This is a genomic window from Xanthomonas sp. NCPPB 3583, assembly GCF_041475715.2.
GTDB classification, from domain to species: Bacteria; Pseudomonadota; Gammaproteobacteria; order Xanthomonadales; family Xanthomonadaceae; genus Xanthomonas; species Xanthomonas euvesicatoria.
Map to the genome: position 1 here is coordinate 170,399 of NZ_CM191263.1, position 15,632 is coordinate 186,030.

At 66.2% G+C, this 15,632-nt stretch carries 9 protein-coding genes; 7 read left to right on the forward strand and 2 right to left on the reverse strand.

Features of this window, described 5'->3' with window-relative positions:
* Positions 1–328: 328 nt before the first annotated feature.
* The 5 genes from ACCQ07_RS00735 to ACCQ07_RS00755 all read left to right on the forward strand — a co-directional run bounded on the left by ACCQ07_RS00735 (position 329) and on the right by ACCQ07_RS00755 (position 10,891).
* Positions 329–3,445: a maltotransferase domain-containing protein gene (locus ACCQ07_RS00735; protein WP_372363694.1), complete on the forward strand. Its 3,117-nt coding sequence runs from the start codon at positions 329–331 to the stop codon at positions 3,443–3,445.
* Complete coding sequence (treS, locus tag ACCQ07_RS00740) at positions 3,442–6,792, forward strand: maltose alpha-D-glucosyltransferase (RefSeq protein ID WP_008574468.1); 3,351 nt, start codon at positions 3,442–3,444, stop codon at positions 6,790–6,792. Before ACCQ07_RS00735 ends, treS begins: the two co-directional genes overlap by 4 nt.
* Positions 6,793–6,803: 11 nt before the next feature.
* A complete protein-coding gene (gene glgB / locus ACCQ07_RS00745; protein WP_046932016.1) occupies positions 6,804–8,987 on the forward strand; it encodes a 1,4-alpha-glucan branching protein GlgB in 2,184 nt (727 codons plus the stop codon).
* A gap of 192 nt (positions 8,988–9,179) precedes the next feature.
* On the forward strand, positions 9,180–9,674 hold the full coding sequence (locus ACCQ07_RS00750) for a metallophosphoesterase family protein (RefSeq protein WP_014088967.1): 495 nt from the start codon (positions 9,180–9,182) through the stop codon (positions 9,672–9,674).
* A 68-nt stretch (positions 9,675–9,742) separates the two neighbouring features.
* Positions 9,743–10,891, forward strand: a complete 1,149-nt coding sequence (locus ACCQ07_RS00755) for an aldo/keto reductase (RefSeq protein ID WP_372363695.1) — start codon at positions 9,743–9,745, stop codon at positions 10,889–10,891.
* A gap of 45 nt (positions 10,892–10,936) precedes the next feature.
* On the opposite strand, the gene ACCQ07_RS00760 is transcribed toward ACCQ07_RS00755, so the two are convergent.
* Positions 10,937–12,559: a carboxylesterase/lipase family protein gene (locus ACCQ07_RS00760; RefSeq protein WP_372363696.1), complete on the reverse strand. Its 1,623-nt coding sequence runs from the start codon at positions 12,557–12,559 to the stop codon at positions 10,937–10,939.
* Complete coding sequence (locus ACCQ07_RS00765; protein WP_372363697.1) at positions 12,556–13,632, reverse strand: alpha/beta hydrolase; 1,077 nt, start codon at positions 13,630–13,632, stop codon at positions 12,556–12,558. Before ACCQ07_RS00765 ends, ACCQ07_RS00760 begins: the two co-directional genes overlap by 4 nt.
* A 138-nt stretch (positions 13,633–13,770) precedes the next feature.
* Here ACCQ07_RS00765 and ACCQ07_RS00770 point away from each other — a divergent pair, with 138 nt between their 5' ends.
* The gene (locus tag ACCQ07_RS00770; RefSeq protein ID WP_008574478.1) at positions 13,771–14,592 is read left to right on the forward strand and encodes a 2-keto-4-pentenoate hydratase; all 822 of its coding nucleotides are present in this window, start codon (positions 13,771–13,773) and stop codon (positions 14,590–14,592) included.
* A gap of 37 nt (positions 14,593–14,629) precedes the next feature.
* The gene (locus tag ACCQ07_RS00775; RefSeq protein ID WP_008574481.1) at positions 14,630–15,628 is read left to right on the forward strand and encodes a TRAP transporter substrate-binding protein; all 999 of its coding nucleotides are present in this window, start codon (positions 14,630–14,632) and stop codon (positions 15,626–15,628) included.
* Positions 15,629–15,632: the final 4 nt, after the last annotated feature.

Below are 15,632 nucleotides of genomic sequence, written 5' to 3' on the forward strand. Positions count from 1 at the left end.
TCGTCAACGGTGATGGTAGGCGCTCCACTGACACACCACAGCCGCGCTTGTTTGATTTTCGTCAACTCCACCGACACATGAAATTCGCAGTGGGGGTGCTTGACTGCATGGGTCAAGAATCGTTGCGGAGTCGCGCATGAGTGCAGTCACGGGTGGCAGGGTCGGTCGGGCAGCGTGCCGGCATGTGTCAATACGGCAAGGTTCGGTACGTGTAGGCGATGGTGCGGGGTGTGGTGAGCAAAGGCTCGCATCACTGCCAAACGGCAAGCAGGCGCTGGCTTCACTCGTAATGGCGCCCCTGCGCGCCGTTGTTCGCTGAGGGGGCGCCATGCGCATCTGTGTTCTCAATGACGCACTGAAGGACCCGACCGGGCTGGAGCAGCGCTGCGTGGCGGCGCGCGAGGCTGGCTGCGATTACGTGGTGATGGCCGCGCCCTTCGAGCGCGATGCCGAAGGCCGTTTGATCGAGCCGGCGGCCGGTGCCCCGACGCAAATGCAGCGCTTGCACGAGTCGGTGCAGGCGGCGCGCCGTGCGGGGGTAAAGCTGTTGATCGATGTGCGCCTGGACGAAGTGGGCGGTGCCAGTGCGGTGGTGCGCGATAACCCACAGTGGTTCCGCGCGCGCAGCACCGCGGTTCCGGACCCGCGTCAGCCGCGTGCGACGCCGGAAGTGGCCGAAGCCCGCTTTGCCTACGCACAGGAAGGTGCGGCGCTGGTGGAATGGTGGAGTGCGCGCCTGCTGGAGTGGGTGGGCCAGGGCGTGGGTGGCTTCCGGCTGCTGCAGCCGCAGCAGGTGCCAGTACAGCGCTGGCGCGAGTTGATCGCGCGCGTGCACGCGCAGGCGCCGGAGGTGGTGTTTGCGGCGTGGACGCCGGGTCTGGGGTTGGAGGCCTTGCAGCAGCTGGCCGGTGCCGGGTTCGATGTGGCGTTTTCGTCGCTTGCCTGGTGGGATGGCCGCGGCAGCTGGTTCTTCGACGAAGACAGCGCACTGCGTGCGTTGGCGGCGCAGGTCGTTGCCGTGCTGGACGCGCCCGATGGCAAGCGCGCCGCGGCGCCCGAGCAGCATTGGCAACTGGCGCTGGCGTTGGGCGGGGCATGGCTGCTGGACGATGCGCACCTGGCGGCATTGCCATCGTCGATCCGCATCACCGACGGCCTGCCAACCAGCAATGCTGGCATGCGGTTGCGCCCGCTGCTGCGTGAGGCGACCGGGCTCACCGCGGTGGCGATCGAGCCGCTGGGCGGCTTGCCCTCCTTGTTACTGATCAACGGCGACACCCGGCATGTGGTGCCGGTGCCGGCCTCAGACCTGTTGCGGCTGCTCGGCGATGCCGAGGCCTTGGTGGCCGAAGATGGCCGCATCTTGTCCGGGGCCACGCTGGAGGCGCTAGAGCCGGGCGAAGTGCGCGTGTATCGCAGCGTGCCGGCGCGCCATGTGCTGGCCGTGCCGCGCATGCGCCCGCGTGCGCAGACCGCCGGTACCTGGCCACGCGTGTGCATCGAGTCGGTGACGCCGTCGGTGGATAACGGCCGTTTTCCGGTCAAGCGCACGGTGGGCGACCGCATTTGCGTGGAGGCCGACGCGTTCTGCGATGGGCATGACCGCATCGCGGTGGCGGTGCTGTGGCGTCCGGCAGACGCCAAGACCTGGGCCAGCGCGCCAATGCGTGCGTTGGGCAATGACCGCTGGCGGGCCGAGTTTCCGTTGGAACGCATCGGCACCTACGAATTTCGCGTGGAAGCCTGGCGCGACGTCTTCGCCACCTTGCATGCGGATCTGGAAAAGAAACGTGCTGCCAATACGGTCCTGCCGGTCGATGTGCAGGAGGCGATTGCGGCAGTGCAGGCCGCACAGGCGCGCAGCGACGGTGCACTGGCCGAGCGCCTGCAGGCAGTGCTCACCCGCATCGGTGCGCAGAGCGAACCCCTGCAGCAGCTGGCCATCGTGCTGGAGCCGGACACCGCGCAGGCGATGGCGCTGGCCGACGACAAGCCATTCCGCTCGGAATATCCGGTCACCTTCCGGGTGGAATCCGAGCGCCGCGCGGCGCACTTCGCCAGTTGGTACGAACTGTTCCCGCGTTCGCAAAGTGGCGATGCGAGCCGGCATGGCACCTTCGATGACGTCATCAAGCGCTTGCCGCACATCCGTGCGATGAACTTCGACGTGCTGTACATGCCGCCGATCCATCCGATCGGCCTGAACAACCGCAAGGGCCGCAATAACTCGGTGACGGCGGTGGAAGGCGAACCCGGCAGCCCATATGCGATCGGTGCGACCGATGGTGGGCATACCGAAGTTCACGCCGAACTCGGTGGACTGGAAGGCTTTCGCCGTCTGATCCAGGCCGCGCGTGCGCAGGGCTTGGAAGTGGCGCTGGATTTTGCCATCCAGTGCGCGCCGGATCACCCGTGGTTGAAGGAGCACAAGGACTGGTTCACCTGGCGCGCCGATGGCTCGATTCCGTACGCGGAGAACCCGCCCAAGAAATACCAGGACATCGTCAACGTCGATTTCTACGCCAGCGGCGCGGTGCCGGACCTGTGGAATACGCTGCGCGACGCGGTGCTGTTCTGGGTCAACGAAGGCGTCACGCTGTTCCGTGTCGACAACCCGCACACCAAGCCGTTCCCGTTCTGGGAATGGCTGATTGCCGATGTGCGCGGCCGGCGCCCGGATGTGGTGTTTCTCTCCGAAGCCTTCACGCGGCCAAAGATGATGTACCGCCTGGCCAAATGCGGTTTCTCGCAGTCCTACACCTACTTCACCTGGCGCAACCACAAGCACGAGCTGCAGGCCTATGTGGAAGAGTTGAACAAGGGCGTGCCGCGCGAATGCTTCCGCCCGCATTTCTTCGTCAATACGCCGGATATCAATCCGCTGTTCCTGCAGACCAGTGGGCGCAACGGCCATCTGATCCGCGCCGCGCTGGCCACCACGCTCTCAGGCTTATGGGGCATGTACCAGGGCTTCGAACTCTGCGAAGCCACCCCGCTGGCGCCGGGCAAGGAAGAGTATCTGGACTCGGAAAAATTCCAGCTGCGCGCCTGGCCCGAACGTGCGCCCGGCGACATCGTCGAGGAGATCACCCGCTTCAACCAGCTGCGCCGCATGCATCCGGAACTGCAGTCGCACCTGGGCACGCGCTTCTACCAGGCGCATAACGACCAGGTGCTGTACTACGGCAAATTCCTGGATGCCGGCTACCTGTCGCGCAGCCGCAGCATGGTGCTGGTGGCGATCAATCTGGATCCGCACGCCGGGCAGGACGCCGATATCGAGATTCCGTTGTGGGAACTGGGCCTGCCCGATCACGCCAGCGTCGCCGTGGACGATCTGTGGGATGGCCATCGTTTCGCGTGGCACGGCAAATACCAACACATCCGTCTAGAGGCAACGCGACCGTTCGCGTTATGGCGCATCCGCGCAGGAGAGGTCGCATGAATGCAGTGGCATCGTTACAAGCCGACGCAGAGCAGTCCGCCGTGGTTGCCGACCAGCGTTGGTACAAGGACGCGATCATCTACCAGGTGCATGTCAAGTCGTTCTTCGACTCCAACGACGACGGCATCGGCGATTTTCCGGGGCTGATTTCCAAGCTGGACTACATCGCCGAACTCGGCGTAGACACCATCTGGCTGCTGCCGTTCTATCCCAGCCCGCGCCGCGACGATGGTTACGATATCGCCGAATACATGGCGGTGCATCCGGACTACGGCAGCATCGAAGATTTCGAGCAGCTGGTGGCGCAGGCGCATGCGCGCGGCATCCGTATCGTCACCGAGCTGGTGATCAACCACACCTCCGACCAGCACCCCTGGTTCCAGCGCGCACGTCATGCGCCCGCTGGCTCGCCAGAGCGCGACTTCTACGTATGGTCGGACACCGACCAGGAATACGAAGGCACGCGGATCATCTTCTGCGATACCGAGAAATCCAACTGGACCTGGGATCCGGTGGCCGGGCAATACTTCTGGCATCGCTTCTACTCGCACCAGCCGGATCTGAACTTCGACAATCCGGCGGTGCTGGAAGCGGTGCTGGAGGTGATGCGTTTCTGGCTGGATCGCGGCGTGGATGGCCTGCGTCTGGATGCGGTGCCGTACCTGATCGAGCGCCCGGGCACCTCCAACGAAAACCTGCCCGAAACCCACGCGATCCTGCGCAAGATCCGCGCCACCCTGGACGCGGAATACCCGGACCGCATGCTGCTGGCAGAAGCCAACATGTGGCCGGAAGATACCCAGCAGTATTTCGGCCAGAATGCCGACGAATGCCATATGGCGTTCCACTTCCCGCTGATGCCGCGCATGTACATGGCCATCGCGCGCGAAGACCGCTTCCCCATCACCGACATCATGCGCCAGACCCCGGAGATTCCGGAAAGCTGCCAGTGGGCGATCTTCCTGCGCAACCACGATGAGTTGACGCTGGAAATGGTGACCGATTCGGAGCGCGATTATCTGTGGCAGACCTATGCCGCCGACCGCCGCGCCCGCATCAACCTGGGGATTCGCCGCCGCCTGGCGCCACTGCTGGAGCGCGACCGCCGCCGCATCGAATTGATGACCTCGTTGCTGCTGACCATGCCCGGCACGCCGGTGCTGTATTACGGCGACGAGATCGGCATGGGCGACAACATCCACCTGGGCGACCGCGACGGCGTGCGCACGCCGATGCAGTGGTCGATCGACCGCAACGGCGGCTTCTCGCGCGCCGACCCGGCGCAGCTGGTGCTGCCGCCGGTGATGGACCCGCTGTATGGCTTCCAGGCGGTGAATGTGGAAGCGCAGATGCGCGACCAGCATTCGCTGCTGACCTGGACCCGCCGCGTGCTCAGCGTGCGCAAGCGCTACCAGGCCTTCGGCCGCGGCAGCTTGCGCTTCCTGTACCCGGGCAACCGCCGCATGCTGGCGTACCTGCGCTGCTATCAGGATGAAACCGTGTTGTGCGTGGCCAACCTCTCGCACACCTTGCAGGCGGTGGAGCTGGATCTGTCCGAGTTCGAGGGCCGGGTGCCGGTGGACATCATCGGTGGCGGCAGCTTCCCGCCGATCGGCCGGTTGACCTATCTGCTGACGGTGCCGCCGTTCGGCTTCTACGCCTTCCAGCTGGTCAGCGAAGGCACATTGCCCGATTGGCATGTCCCCAGCCCGGTGCCGCTGCCGGATTACCGCACGCTGGTGCTGCGCAGCGATGCCGACGAAAGCGCCGCACTGCTGCCGCATCTGCCCACCCTGGAAGGCGAAATCCTGCCGGCGTGGCTATCGGCGCGACGCTGGTTCTCGGCCAAGGACCAGGCGCTGCGCAGCGTGCGCATCGCGCGCCGCACGCCGTTGCCGGGCGATGAGCCGATGACGCTGCTGGAACTGGAGGTAGAGCTGGAAGACGGCCGCCACGAGCGCTACATGCTGCCGGTGGGCATCGTGTGGGAGCGCGAGCAGCCGAGCACATTGGCCGAGCAGCTGGCGCTGGCGCGCGTGCGCCAGGGCCGCGAGGTGGGCTATCTCACCGATGCGTTTGCGCTCAAGCCCATGGTGCGCGGTGTGATCGATGCGCTGCGCAGCAATGCAGCGCTGGACTTCTGCGACGGCGACGATGCCTCGCAACAGGGGCAGGTCTGTTTCGAAGCCACCCCGGCACTGGCAACGCTGGATATCCCGCAAGATCCGGAGATTCGTTGGTTGTCGGCCGAACAGAGCAACAGCTCGCTGGTGGTCGCCGACAAGGCCGTGTTCAAGCTGCTGCGGCATGTGGCCGTAGGCGCGAACCCGGAGATCGAGATCGGCCGCCGCTTGACCGAGATGGGCTATGCCAATGCCGCGCCACTGCTGGGCAGCGTCAGCCGCATCGACGCGCAGGGCACCGTCACCACCATCGCGTTGTTGCAGGGCTTCATCCGCAACCAGGGCGATGCCTGGCGCTGGACGCTGGACCATCTGGCGCGCAGCTTCGACGAATACGCCACCGCGCAGACCGACGAGGCGCGCGCCGAAGCGGTCGCCGGCTACGATGCCTTCGCCGCCGTGGTGGGCAAGCGCCTGGCCGAGTTGCACGAAGCGCTGTCGCGCGCCACCGACGATGCCGACTTCGCGCCGCAACGCATCGACCTGCCCACCGCCAACGATGTGGTGGCCGGCGTGGGACGCCAGGTCGAAGAGATGTGGGACACCGTCAACGCACGCCTGGCCGGCAGCGAAGACAGCGCCGAACGCGAGGCGCTGGAGGCGGTGCTCGCCGAGCGCCCGCAGCTGGATGCCTTGCTCGCCAGGGCGCCGAGCGTGCTGGCCGATTCCTTGCTCACGCGCGTTCATGGCGATTTCCACCTGGGCCAGATCCTGGTGGCCTTCGACGATGTGGTGCTGATCGACTTCGAAGGCGAGCCGGCCAAGCCGCTGGCCGAACGCCGCGCCAAGGCCAGCCCGCTGCGCGACGTGGCTGGCTTCCTGCGCTCGCTCGATTACGCCAGCGAAGTGTCGGCACGTGGCGAGGAAGGCACCGCCGCCCGCGCGGGTGTTGGCGTGGACACGCACCTGGACGAATTTCTGGTGCAATTCCGCCGCCGCTCCACACAAGCCTTCCTGGACGCTTACCATGCCGTGCTCGACGCCAGCGCCCATCCGTGGATTGCGCCGGCGGCGTTCAATGCAGCCACCTTGTTGTTCCTGGTGGAGAAGGCTTGCTACGAAGTGCGTTATGAAGCGGCCAATCGCCCTGGCTGGTTGATGGTGCCGATCGAAGGCTTGCGACGCATCCTGCAACGCGCACGCGCCGGTGCAGGAGACACATGATGAGTGGAGTAATGACAGCAGTGAGCAATCGATGGGATCCCGGCGCGGTACGCGCCCTGGCAGAGGCGCGCCATGGCGACGCGTTCGCGGTATTGGGCGCGCACCCGTCCGACAACGGGCGCTTGTTGCGCACCTATCTACCCGGCGCCGACCGGGTCAGTGCGGTGCTCGACGATGGGCAGGTGGTGGCGCTGGACGCCGGCCCGGAGCCGGGCCTGTTCGCCGGCGAGTTGCCGGCGCACGGTGGGTATCGCCTGCGCATCGGCTGGCCCGGTGGCGAGCAGGAGACCGCCGACCCGTACGCGTTCGGCCCGCAGCTCAGCGACTTCGACCTGCACCTGATCAGCGAAGGCCACCACTTGCAATTGGCCGACGCGCTGGGCGCCAACGTGGTCGAAGTGGACGGCGTGCGCGGCACGCGCTTTGCCGTCTGGGCACCGAATGCCTCGCGCGTGGCGGTGGTGGGCGACTTCAACAGCTGGGACGCGCGCCGTCATCCGATGCGGCTGCGTCACCAGGCCGGCGTGTGGGAGTTGTTCGTGCCCGACGTCGGCCCCGGCGCACATTACAAGTACCAGCTGCGCGGTCCGCACGGGCACGAACTGCCGGCCAAGGCCGACCCGGTGGCACGCCGCGCGGAGCTTGCGCCGGGCACTGCGTCCATCGTGGCCGATCCCACGCCGCATCAGTGGAGCGACGACGGCTGGATGGCCACGCGTGCGCGCCGCCAGGCCCATGACGCGCCGATGAGCATCTACGAGATCCACGCCGGCTCGTGGTTGCGCGAAGCAGGCCTGGATCTGGATTGGGACGGGCTGGCCGATCGCCTGATTCCGTACGTGGCCGATATGGGCTTTACCCATGTCGAGTTGATGCCGGTGAGCGAGCATCCGTTCGGCGGCTCCTGGGGCTACCAGCCATTGGGTCTGTTCGCGCCGACCGCGCGCTTCGGGACACCCGATGGATTTGCGCGCTTTGTCGACCGCTGCCATCGCGAAGGCATCGGCGTGATCGTCGATTGGGTGCCGGCGCACTTTCCCACCGATGCGCACGGGCTGGCGCATTTCGACGGCACCGCGCTGTACGAGCATGCCGACCCGCGCGAAGGCTTCCACCGCGACTGGAATACGCTGATCTACAACCACGGCCGCCGCGAGGTGTCCGGGTTCCTGATTGCCAGTGCGATGGAATTTCTGCAGCGCTATCACGTCGATGGCCTGCGCGTGGATGCGGTGGCCTCGATGCTGTATCGCGATTACAGCCGCAACGCCGGCGAGTGGATACCCAACATCCACGGCGGGCGCGAGAACTACGAGACCATCGCGTTCCTGCGCCGGCTCAACGAGGTGGTGCGCGAGCACACACCGGGCGCGGTGATGATTGCCGAGGAATCCACTGCGTTTCCCGGTGTCACCGCCGACGTGGCGCACGGCGGCCTGGGCTTTCACTACAAGTGGAACATGGGCTGGATGCACGACACCCTGCATTACGCCGGGCTGGATCCGATCTATCGCCGCTACCACCACGGTGAGCTGACTTTCAGCATGGTCTATGCGTATTCGGAGCGCTTCGTGCTGCCGATCTCGCACGACGAAGTGGTGCACGGCAAGGGTTCGTTGCTGGGCCGCATGCCGGGCGACGATTGGCAGCGCTTCGCCAACCTGCGTGCGTACCTGGGTTTCATGTTCACCCACCCGGGGCGCAAGTTGCTGTTCATGGGCTGCGAATTCGGTCAACCGACCGAGTGGAACCACGACGCCGGCCTTCCGTGGCATTTGCTCGACGACCCTCGCCATCGTGGTGTGCAGACGTTGGTGCGCGATTTGAACCGGCTGTATGTGCAATACCCGGCGCTGCATGCGCACGACGACGATCCGTCCGGATTCGCCTGGGTGGTGGGCGACGATGCCGGCAATAGCGTGGTGGCGTTCCTGCGCAAGGGCAAACGTGGCGACGCACCGGTGCTGGTGGTGATCAACTTCACTCCGGTCGTGCAGCACGGCTATCGCATCGGCGTGCCACAAGGCGGCCAGTGGCGCGAGGTGTTCAACAGCGACGCCGGCATCTACGGCGGCAGCAACCTGGGCAATGGCGGCAGCGTGACGGCCGAGCAGCAATCCATGCATGGGCACGCGCAATCGCTGCCGCTGCTGTTGCCACCGCTGGGCGCCATCGTGCTGACGCCGTATGGCTGATGCTTCCTGCGCCTACCACCGGGCACCTGGCCTGGTGGTAGGCGGCAGCTGCGTCATGCATCCAGCTTTCATCGACAGGGTGGGCCATGTGCTGGCATCGCTTGCATTGCTGCGCTCCCACTCGACTGTGATGGCATGGGTCTGTGCAGGCGGACGCTTGCGCAGCAAGTCATCCAGCAGCAGGTCATCCCGATGATCACGCGCAAACACGGTGATGGCGAGACGGGCACCGGCACGCGCATCGGCGTGATCTCCGATACGCATGGCCTGCTTCGGCCCGAAGCGCTTGCCGCGCTTAAGGGCTGCTCGCAGATCATCCACGCCGGCGATGTGGGCAAGCCGCAGGTGCTTGAGGCGTTGCGGGCACTGGCACCGCTGCATGCCATCGCAGGCAATATCGACGACAAGCCGTGGGCGAACGGCTTACCGCAGACGCTGGATCTGCACATCGCTGGTGTGCGTATCCACGTGCTGCACGATCTGAAGACGCTGGCACCGCAGGTGCAGGCGGATGTGGTCATCAGCGGCCATTCGCACAAGCCGTCGGTGCGCATGCACGATGGGGTGCTGTACCTCAATCCGGGCAGCGCCGGGCCGCGTCGCTTCAGTCTGCCGATCAGCGTGGCCATGCTCTGGCTGGGCGATGGCGCGCCGCGCGCGCACGTGCAGCCATTGGCCCTGGGCTGAGTCCGCTGACTTGGCATGCACATCGGCGGGGCCATGCTCGTGGGCCACGTTGTTGCAAGGGATTCCCCATGAATACACGTCGCCAATTCCTTTCTGCTGCCGCGGCCGGTACTGCGGCATTGGCCGCTGCACCGTTGATGGCGCAATCATCGGCGCCCGGCAGCGTGATGCCCACGCGCGGGAAAACCGATGCGGGCGCATTGCCGACCAATCCGCGCGTCGAGGGCGCACGCTACCGGCCTCGCAGTCGTCTCGGCTTCGGTGGCGTGGCCATCGGCAATGGCTTTGCGCCTGCCACCGACGCCCAGAGCGAGCAAACGCTGGCAGCGGCATGGGAATCGGGCGTGCGGTATTTCGATACCTCGCCTTGGTACGGGCTGGGCTTGTCGGAGCGACGTACCGGCCATCATCTGCACAACCATCCGGCCGACGATTACGTGGTGTCGACCAAGGTCGGGCGCCTGCTCACCGCGACCGACACGCCGCCCAAGACGATGTGGCAGCAACCTTCGCCGTTCGACTATCGCTATGACTACAGCGCGTCCGGTGTGCGGCGCTCGATCGAAGACAGCCTGCAGCGTCTGGGGGTGTCGCAGATCGACATCGCATATATCCACGATCTCTCGCCGGAGAACGAAAAAGACCTGGGCATGCCATGGGAGCAGCGGTTCGCCGAGGCGGTGAAGGGCGCGATGCCGGAGCTGACCAAGATGCGCAAGGAGGGCTTGATCAAGGCCTGGGGCTTTGGCGTCAATCGTCCTGAGCCGGCCTTGCGCGCAATCGAAGAAGCCGACCCCGACATCTTCCTGCTCGCCTGCCAGTATTCGCTGCTCGACCATGCGCAGGCCTTGCATGACACCTTCCCGAAGATCGCAAAGCATGGCGCCTCGGTGGTGGTCGGTGCGCCATTGTTGGCTGGCTATCTGGCCGGGCGCGAGCGGTATCTCTACGACGGCACCATTCCGCCATGGGCGCCTGCCAAGCGGCAGAAAGCGCTGGCCATCTGCGACCGGCATGGCGTGGATCTACGCACCGTTGCGCTGCAATTTGCTGCAGCTCCGCAGGTGGTGTCGGCGGTGATTCCCGGTGCGCGCACGGCCGAGCAGGCCCGCGCCAATGCAACCTCGATGCAGGTGGCGATTCCGCCGGCACTGTGGGAAGCGCTCAAGCGCGAAGGCGTGATGGAGGCAGACGCGCCGGTGCCCGCGGCGCGTTGAGGGCCGGGCCCGCGCGCAGCGCATGGTGTTTGCGCTGCATGGCAATTAAAACGTCCCGCGTTGAATGAACGGTGCTTGTTGATACAACACGCGCTCGCCACCACGTGGATCCAGTTCCAACCGGCTTGGCGTATCGAACACCAGCGTTTCGCGCCGTTTCAAGGAATAGGGTTGCCAGTGCGGCGCACCGCGGCGGTTGGGGTCGCCATGCCGGGCAAACGCAATCAGCGCTTCGCTCATTTGCTCGGCCATGCGCTGCGCATCGGCACCATCGCCGGTGCGCGAGCCCGGCTGGCGCACGTTGTCGAACACCAGCGGAATATCCAGGGTATGGAAGGCGCCGAACTTGCCGCCATCCAGCGGCGAACCCCAATCCAGTTGATAGACCCAGGTGGGCGCGCCCTGACGGGCACGCGCCTCGGCTTCTTCGACAGCGCCGCGCCACGAGCGGCCGGCGGTGGTGGCTGCGAAGAACACCTGCGACGGCGTGTACTGCGGATAGAGGCGCCGATATTCGGCAATGATCACCTGCGGCAACAGGTCCACGTATTGCTGCGCCTCCAGCCTGGCCGGCAACTCGTCCCAACTCAGCGCGAAGTTCTTCGCATCGTTGCCGAGAAAGCCGCGTGTTTCATCGCGCGTATTGCCGATCACCATCGGAAGACGTGCCGACTGCACCGGCGCCGTTGGCCAGAACGGATGCACCGGCACGTTGCGCGCATCCAGCACCGGGCCGAAATACAGCGCGTTGCTTTCCACCCGCGATGGGTCGCGCACTTGCGCGGCAGCCAGCAGTTGGGCCACCGGCAGCGTGCGCATGCGCGCGATCTCGCCTGGCGCAATCTTTAACGCATCGAGCAACAGTTGCGCGCGCTGGGTGGCCGCACGCGGCCCGGCCACGGTGACCTGTTGCCCGCTCATGGTCCAGGCGCGATGAAAGAGCCCGCGCGCGGCCGGCATCGCCATCAGCGTGGCGATCTTGGCGCCACCGCCCGATTGCCCAAACACCGTGACATTGTTGGCGTCGCCGCCGAATTCGGCCGCATGCTGGCGCACCCATTGCAGGGCCTGGATCAGGTCCAGCTGCCCGGCATTGCCGGAGTCGGCAAAAGCGGCATCGCCCAGCTGCGCCAGCGACAGGTAGCCAAACAGATTGAGCCGGTGATTGACGGTGACCACCACCACATCGCCGCGCTTGCACAGGCGCACGCCGTCGTAGAGCGGGTCGCTGCCGGAGCCGGTGGTGTAGCCGCCGCCGTGGATATAGAACAACACCGGCCGCTTGCCGCCATCGCGCAGGCCAGGTGTCCACACATTGAGGAACAGGCAGTCCTCACTGGTGGGCTCGTTGGCCTTGAGCTGCGGCGCCGCTGCACCGAATCCGCTGGCATCGCGCACGTGGTGCCACGGCGTCTCCGGCAACGGCGCCTGGAAGCGCCGCGGGGCAGTGTCGCCGCCATACGGGATGCCCTTGAACACGCAGACGCCCTGGTCGCGGTAGCCGCGCAGCGCGCCGCCACGCACGCGTGCCAGCGGCGCGCCATCGTCGCGTGGCGGCGCAAGTACGGCCGCGGCAGCGAAGCCGGGAAGCGTTGCTGCCGCAGTCGCGAGCAGGCCACCACGCAGCAGCGTGCGGCGTCGCGTGTCGGGGGTGGCTTGGGTCGTCATCGCCCCATCTCCTTCGCCGGTGAAGGTGGTGCAGGCTTGGCTACAGGCGGCTGCGGCTTGGTGACATGCGCGATCCAGGCTTGCGCCAGCTGCGGCCATGCGGACACGGTAAGACCGCTGCCGCTGGCGGCACCGAAACCATGGCCTCCCTGCGGGAATACGTGCAGCTCGCTGGGCACCCCGGCGCGCAGCAGCGCAGCGTGCATCAGCAGGCTGTTGCGCACCGGCACCACGTTGTCGTCCTGCGCATGCAGCAAAAAAGTGGGTGGCGTGTGCGCGTCCACGTGCAGCTGCGGCGAATAGGCCTGCACCCGCGCCTGGCTCGGGGCGCTGCCGATCAGGCGTTCGCGTGAGCCTTTGTGCGCGTTGGCGCTATCCATATCGATCACCGGGTAGATCAGCAACTGGAAGTCCGGTCGTGCGCTCAGTGCATCGGCCGCGTCGATGGGCGGATACACCTGCGCGGCGTAACGCGTGCCCAGGCTGGCGGCGACATGGCCGCCGGCCGAAAAGCCCATCACGCCCACGCGCTGCGCCTCGATGCCATAGCGCGCCGCATTGGCGCGGATCAGCCGCAAGGCACGTTGCGCATCGGCCAGCGGCACGTCGGCGCTGTTCGGGTGGCCTTCGCCCGGCAGCCGGTAGCGCAGCACGAACAGGGTGATGCCGGCGGTGTCGACGAAACCGGGCACCAGCGCGCTGCCCTCGTTGTCCAGCACGATGCGTTGATAGCCGCCGCCAGGCGCAACCAGCAGGGCGGTGCCATTGGGCTGTTTGGGCCGGTAGACCACCAGGTACGGCCTACTGACCTGCTGGATGTAGCGATCCGGCTGCGCCGGGTCGCTGCTGCGCTCGACGATGCGCTGCGGTTGCGGCAGCGCCGTATCCCCCGGTGCCAGCGGCGTTGGCCACAGCGCGATCCGGCTGGCCTGTTCGGCGGCAGTGTCGGCGCTCGGTCGCTCGGCCGCCGGCGCGGGGCGCGCCAGCAGCACGCCCAGCACAACGAGCGCCAGGCCATGCCGCGTGGCGCGCGAAAGCGCGGTCAAAGCCCGCGTTTGGCGTGTCTGTTCCATTCACCCCTCCCAGGGCCACTTCGTCACCGCGACCACAATGCCGCAGTGCACATTGCCAATGACACCGGTTTACCATATACAGCACACCGTGCCGCTGTCGATTGGCAGTGCAACAAGACACCTATCGGGGAGACACCCTTGAGCAACGACGCCGCCACTCCGCCACCGTCCACATCCACGCTGTCCGCCATCGCCCAGCGCTTTGTGGAAGCACGCCGTGCAGGGGCATCGCTGCCTGACTTTCCCGGGCAAATCCCCGACGATCTGGTCACCGCCTACCAGGTGCAGGACATCGCCATCAGCCAATGGCACGACCATGTCGTGGGCTGGAAGGTGGGGTATATCGCCGCCGAGCGCCGCGATGCGTCCGGCGACGAGCGCCTGCTTGGCCCGATCTTCTCGCAGAAGGTCTGGAATGCTACCGGTGGAACAACCGAGTTCCCGATCTTTGTCGGCGGCTTCGGCGCGGTGGAAGCCGAATATGTGCTGGTGCTCGGCGCCGATGCCCCGGCCGAGCAGACCCACTTCACCCCGGAACAGGCCGCGCAGGTGCCGGCCACCTTGTTCATCGGGGTGGAAATCGCCAGCAGCCCGCTGGCCACCATCAACCAGTTGGGCCCGCGGGTGGTGATTTCGGACTTCGGCAACAACAACGGCCTGATTCTGGGCCCGGAAGTGACCGATTGGCTGGCGCGCGACGAGGCTGCGCTCACTGCGCAGACGCTGATCGACGACCAGGTGGTCGGCACCGGCGGCGCCACCACCTTGCCCGGCGGCCTGCGCGCGGCCTACGCATTTGCGCTCAGCCGTTCGGCACAGCGCGGGCGTCCGCTCAAGCGCGGTGATCTGATTGCCACCGGCAATGCCACCGGTATCCACGACATCGAAGTGGGGCAGCGTGCCCTGATTCGCTTCGCCGGCATCGGCGATATTTCCTGTACGGCTGTGTCCGCCAGTTGACGGCGGCCCCCGTGACCAGACGCTTGGGAGGGCGCCAATGATCACACGCAGACATTTTCTTGGTGCCGGGCTCGGCGCCGCGGCTGCCGCCCCCTGGTTGGGTGCCGGCGCCACCACGCCGATTCCCGGCGGGCAGTTGCTCACCGCCACCGATGTGCACGTCGGCGATTACCCCACCGTGGAAGCGGTGCGCTGGTTCGGCAAGCAGCTGGAAGAACGCACCCATGGCCGGCTCAAGCTGCGCCAGTACCACTCCGGCCAACTGGGCCGCGAGTCGGAGGCGATCGACATGGCGCGCTTTGGCGCCATCGACATCACCCGTGTGTATTCGGGCGCGTTGAACAACACCTTCCCGCTCACGCAGGCGCTATGCCTGCCGTATGTGTTCGATTCGGTACCGCATCTGCGCCGGGCCATCGACGGGCATGTCGGCGACAGCGTGCTGCGCAGCTTCGAGCAGCGCGATCTGGTCGGTCTTGCCATCTACGATTCGGGCGCGCGCTGCTTCTACAACACCAAGCATCCGCTGCATCGCCCGGAAGATCTCAAGGGCCTGAAATTGCGGGTGGCGTCGTCGGACATCTTCCTCAAGCTGATGCGCATGCTGGGCGCCAACCCCACGCCGATGTCGCTGGGCGAGACGTTCTCGGCGATGGAAACGCACATGATCGACGGTGCGGAAAACAACATGCGCAGCTTCCAGTCCAGCCGGCATTTCGAAGCCGCGCATTACTGGTCGCAGAGCGAACACTCCTACGCGCCGGACATCCTGGTGATGTCGCGCCAGAGTTTCCAATCGCTGAGCGCGGCCGACCGCGGCCTGGTGGTGGAACTGGCGCGTGCCTCGGTGCCGGTGATGCGCAACTTGTGGGATGCCTCCGAGACGGTGGCGCGCAAGCAGGTCATCGACTACGGCGTGAAGCTCAACCAGGTCGACATGCCGGCGTTCCGCGCCGCCGCTGCCCCGCTGCTGGCCGAATACCGCAAGCAGCCGGAGATCGAAGCGCTGTACCGCCGCATCCGCGATTTCGCATAGAGGT

Excerpts from the sequence above, each read along its gene's own strand:
- ACCQ07_RS00735 (WP_372363694.1), top strand. The coding sequence starts at position 329 with ATGCGCATCTGTGTTCTCAATGACGCACTGAAGGACCCGACCGGGCTG.
- treS (WP_008574468.1), top strand. The coding sequence starts at position 3,442 with ATGAATGCAGTGGCATCGTTACAAGCCGACGCAGAGCAGTCCGCCGTG.
- glgB (WP_046932016.1), top strand. The coding sequence starts at position 6,804 with ATGACAGCAGTGAGCAATCGATGGGATCCCGGCGCGGTACGCGCCCTG.
- ACCQ07_RS00750 (WP_014088967.1), top strand. The coding sequence starts at position 9,180 with ATGATCACGCGCAAACACGGTGATGGCGAGACGGGCACCGGCACGCGC.
- ACCQ07_RS00755 (WP_372363695.1), top strand. The coding sequence starts at position 9,743 with ATGAATACACGTCGCCAATTCCTTTCTGCTGCCGCGGCCGGTACTGCG.
- ACCQ07_RS00760 (WP_372363696.1), bottom strand. The coding sequence starts at position 12,559 with ATGACGACCCAAGCCACCCCCGACACGCGACGCCGCACGCTGCTGCGT.
- ACCQ07_RS00765 (WP_372363697.1), bottom strand. The coding sequence starts at position 13,632 with ATGGAACAGACACGCCAAACGCGGGCTTTGACCGCGCTTTCGCGCGCC.
- ACCQ07_RS00775 (WP_008574481.1), top strand. The coding sequence starts at position 14,630 with ATGATCACACGCAGACATTTTCTTGGTGCCGGGCTCGGCGCCGCGGCT.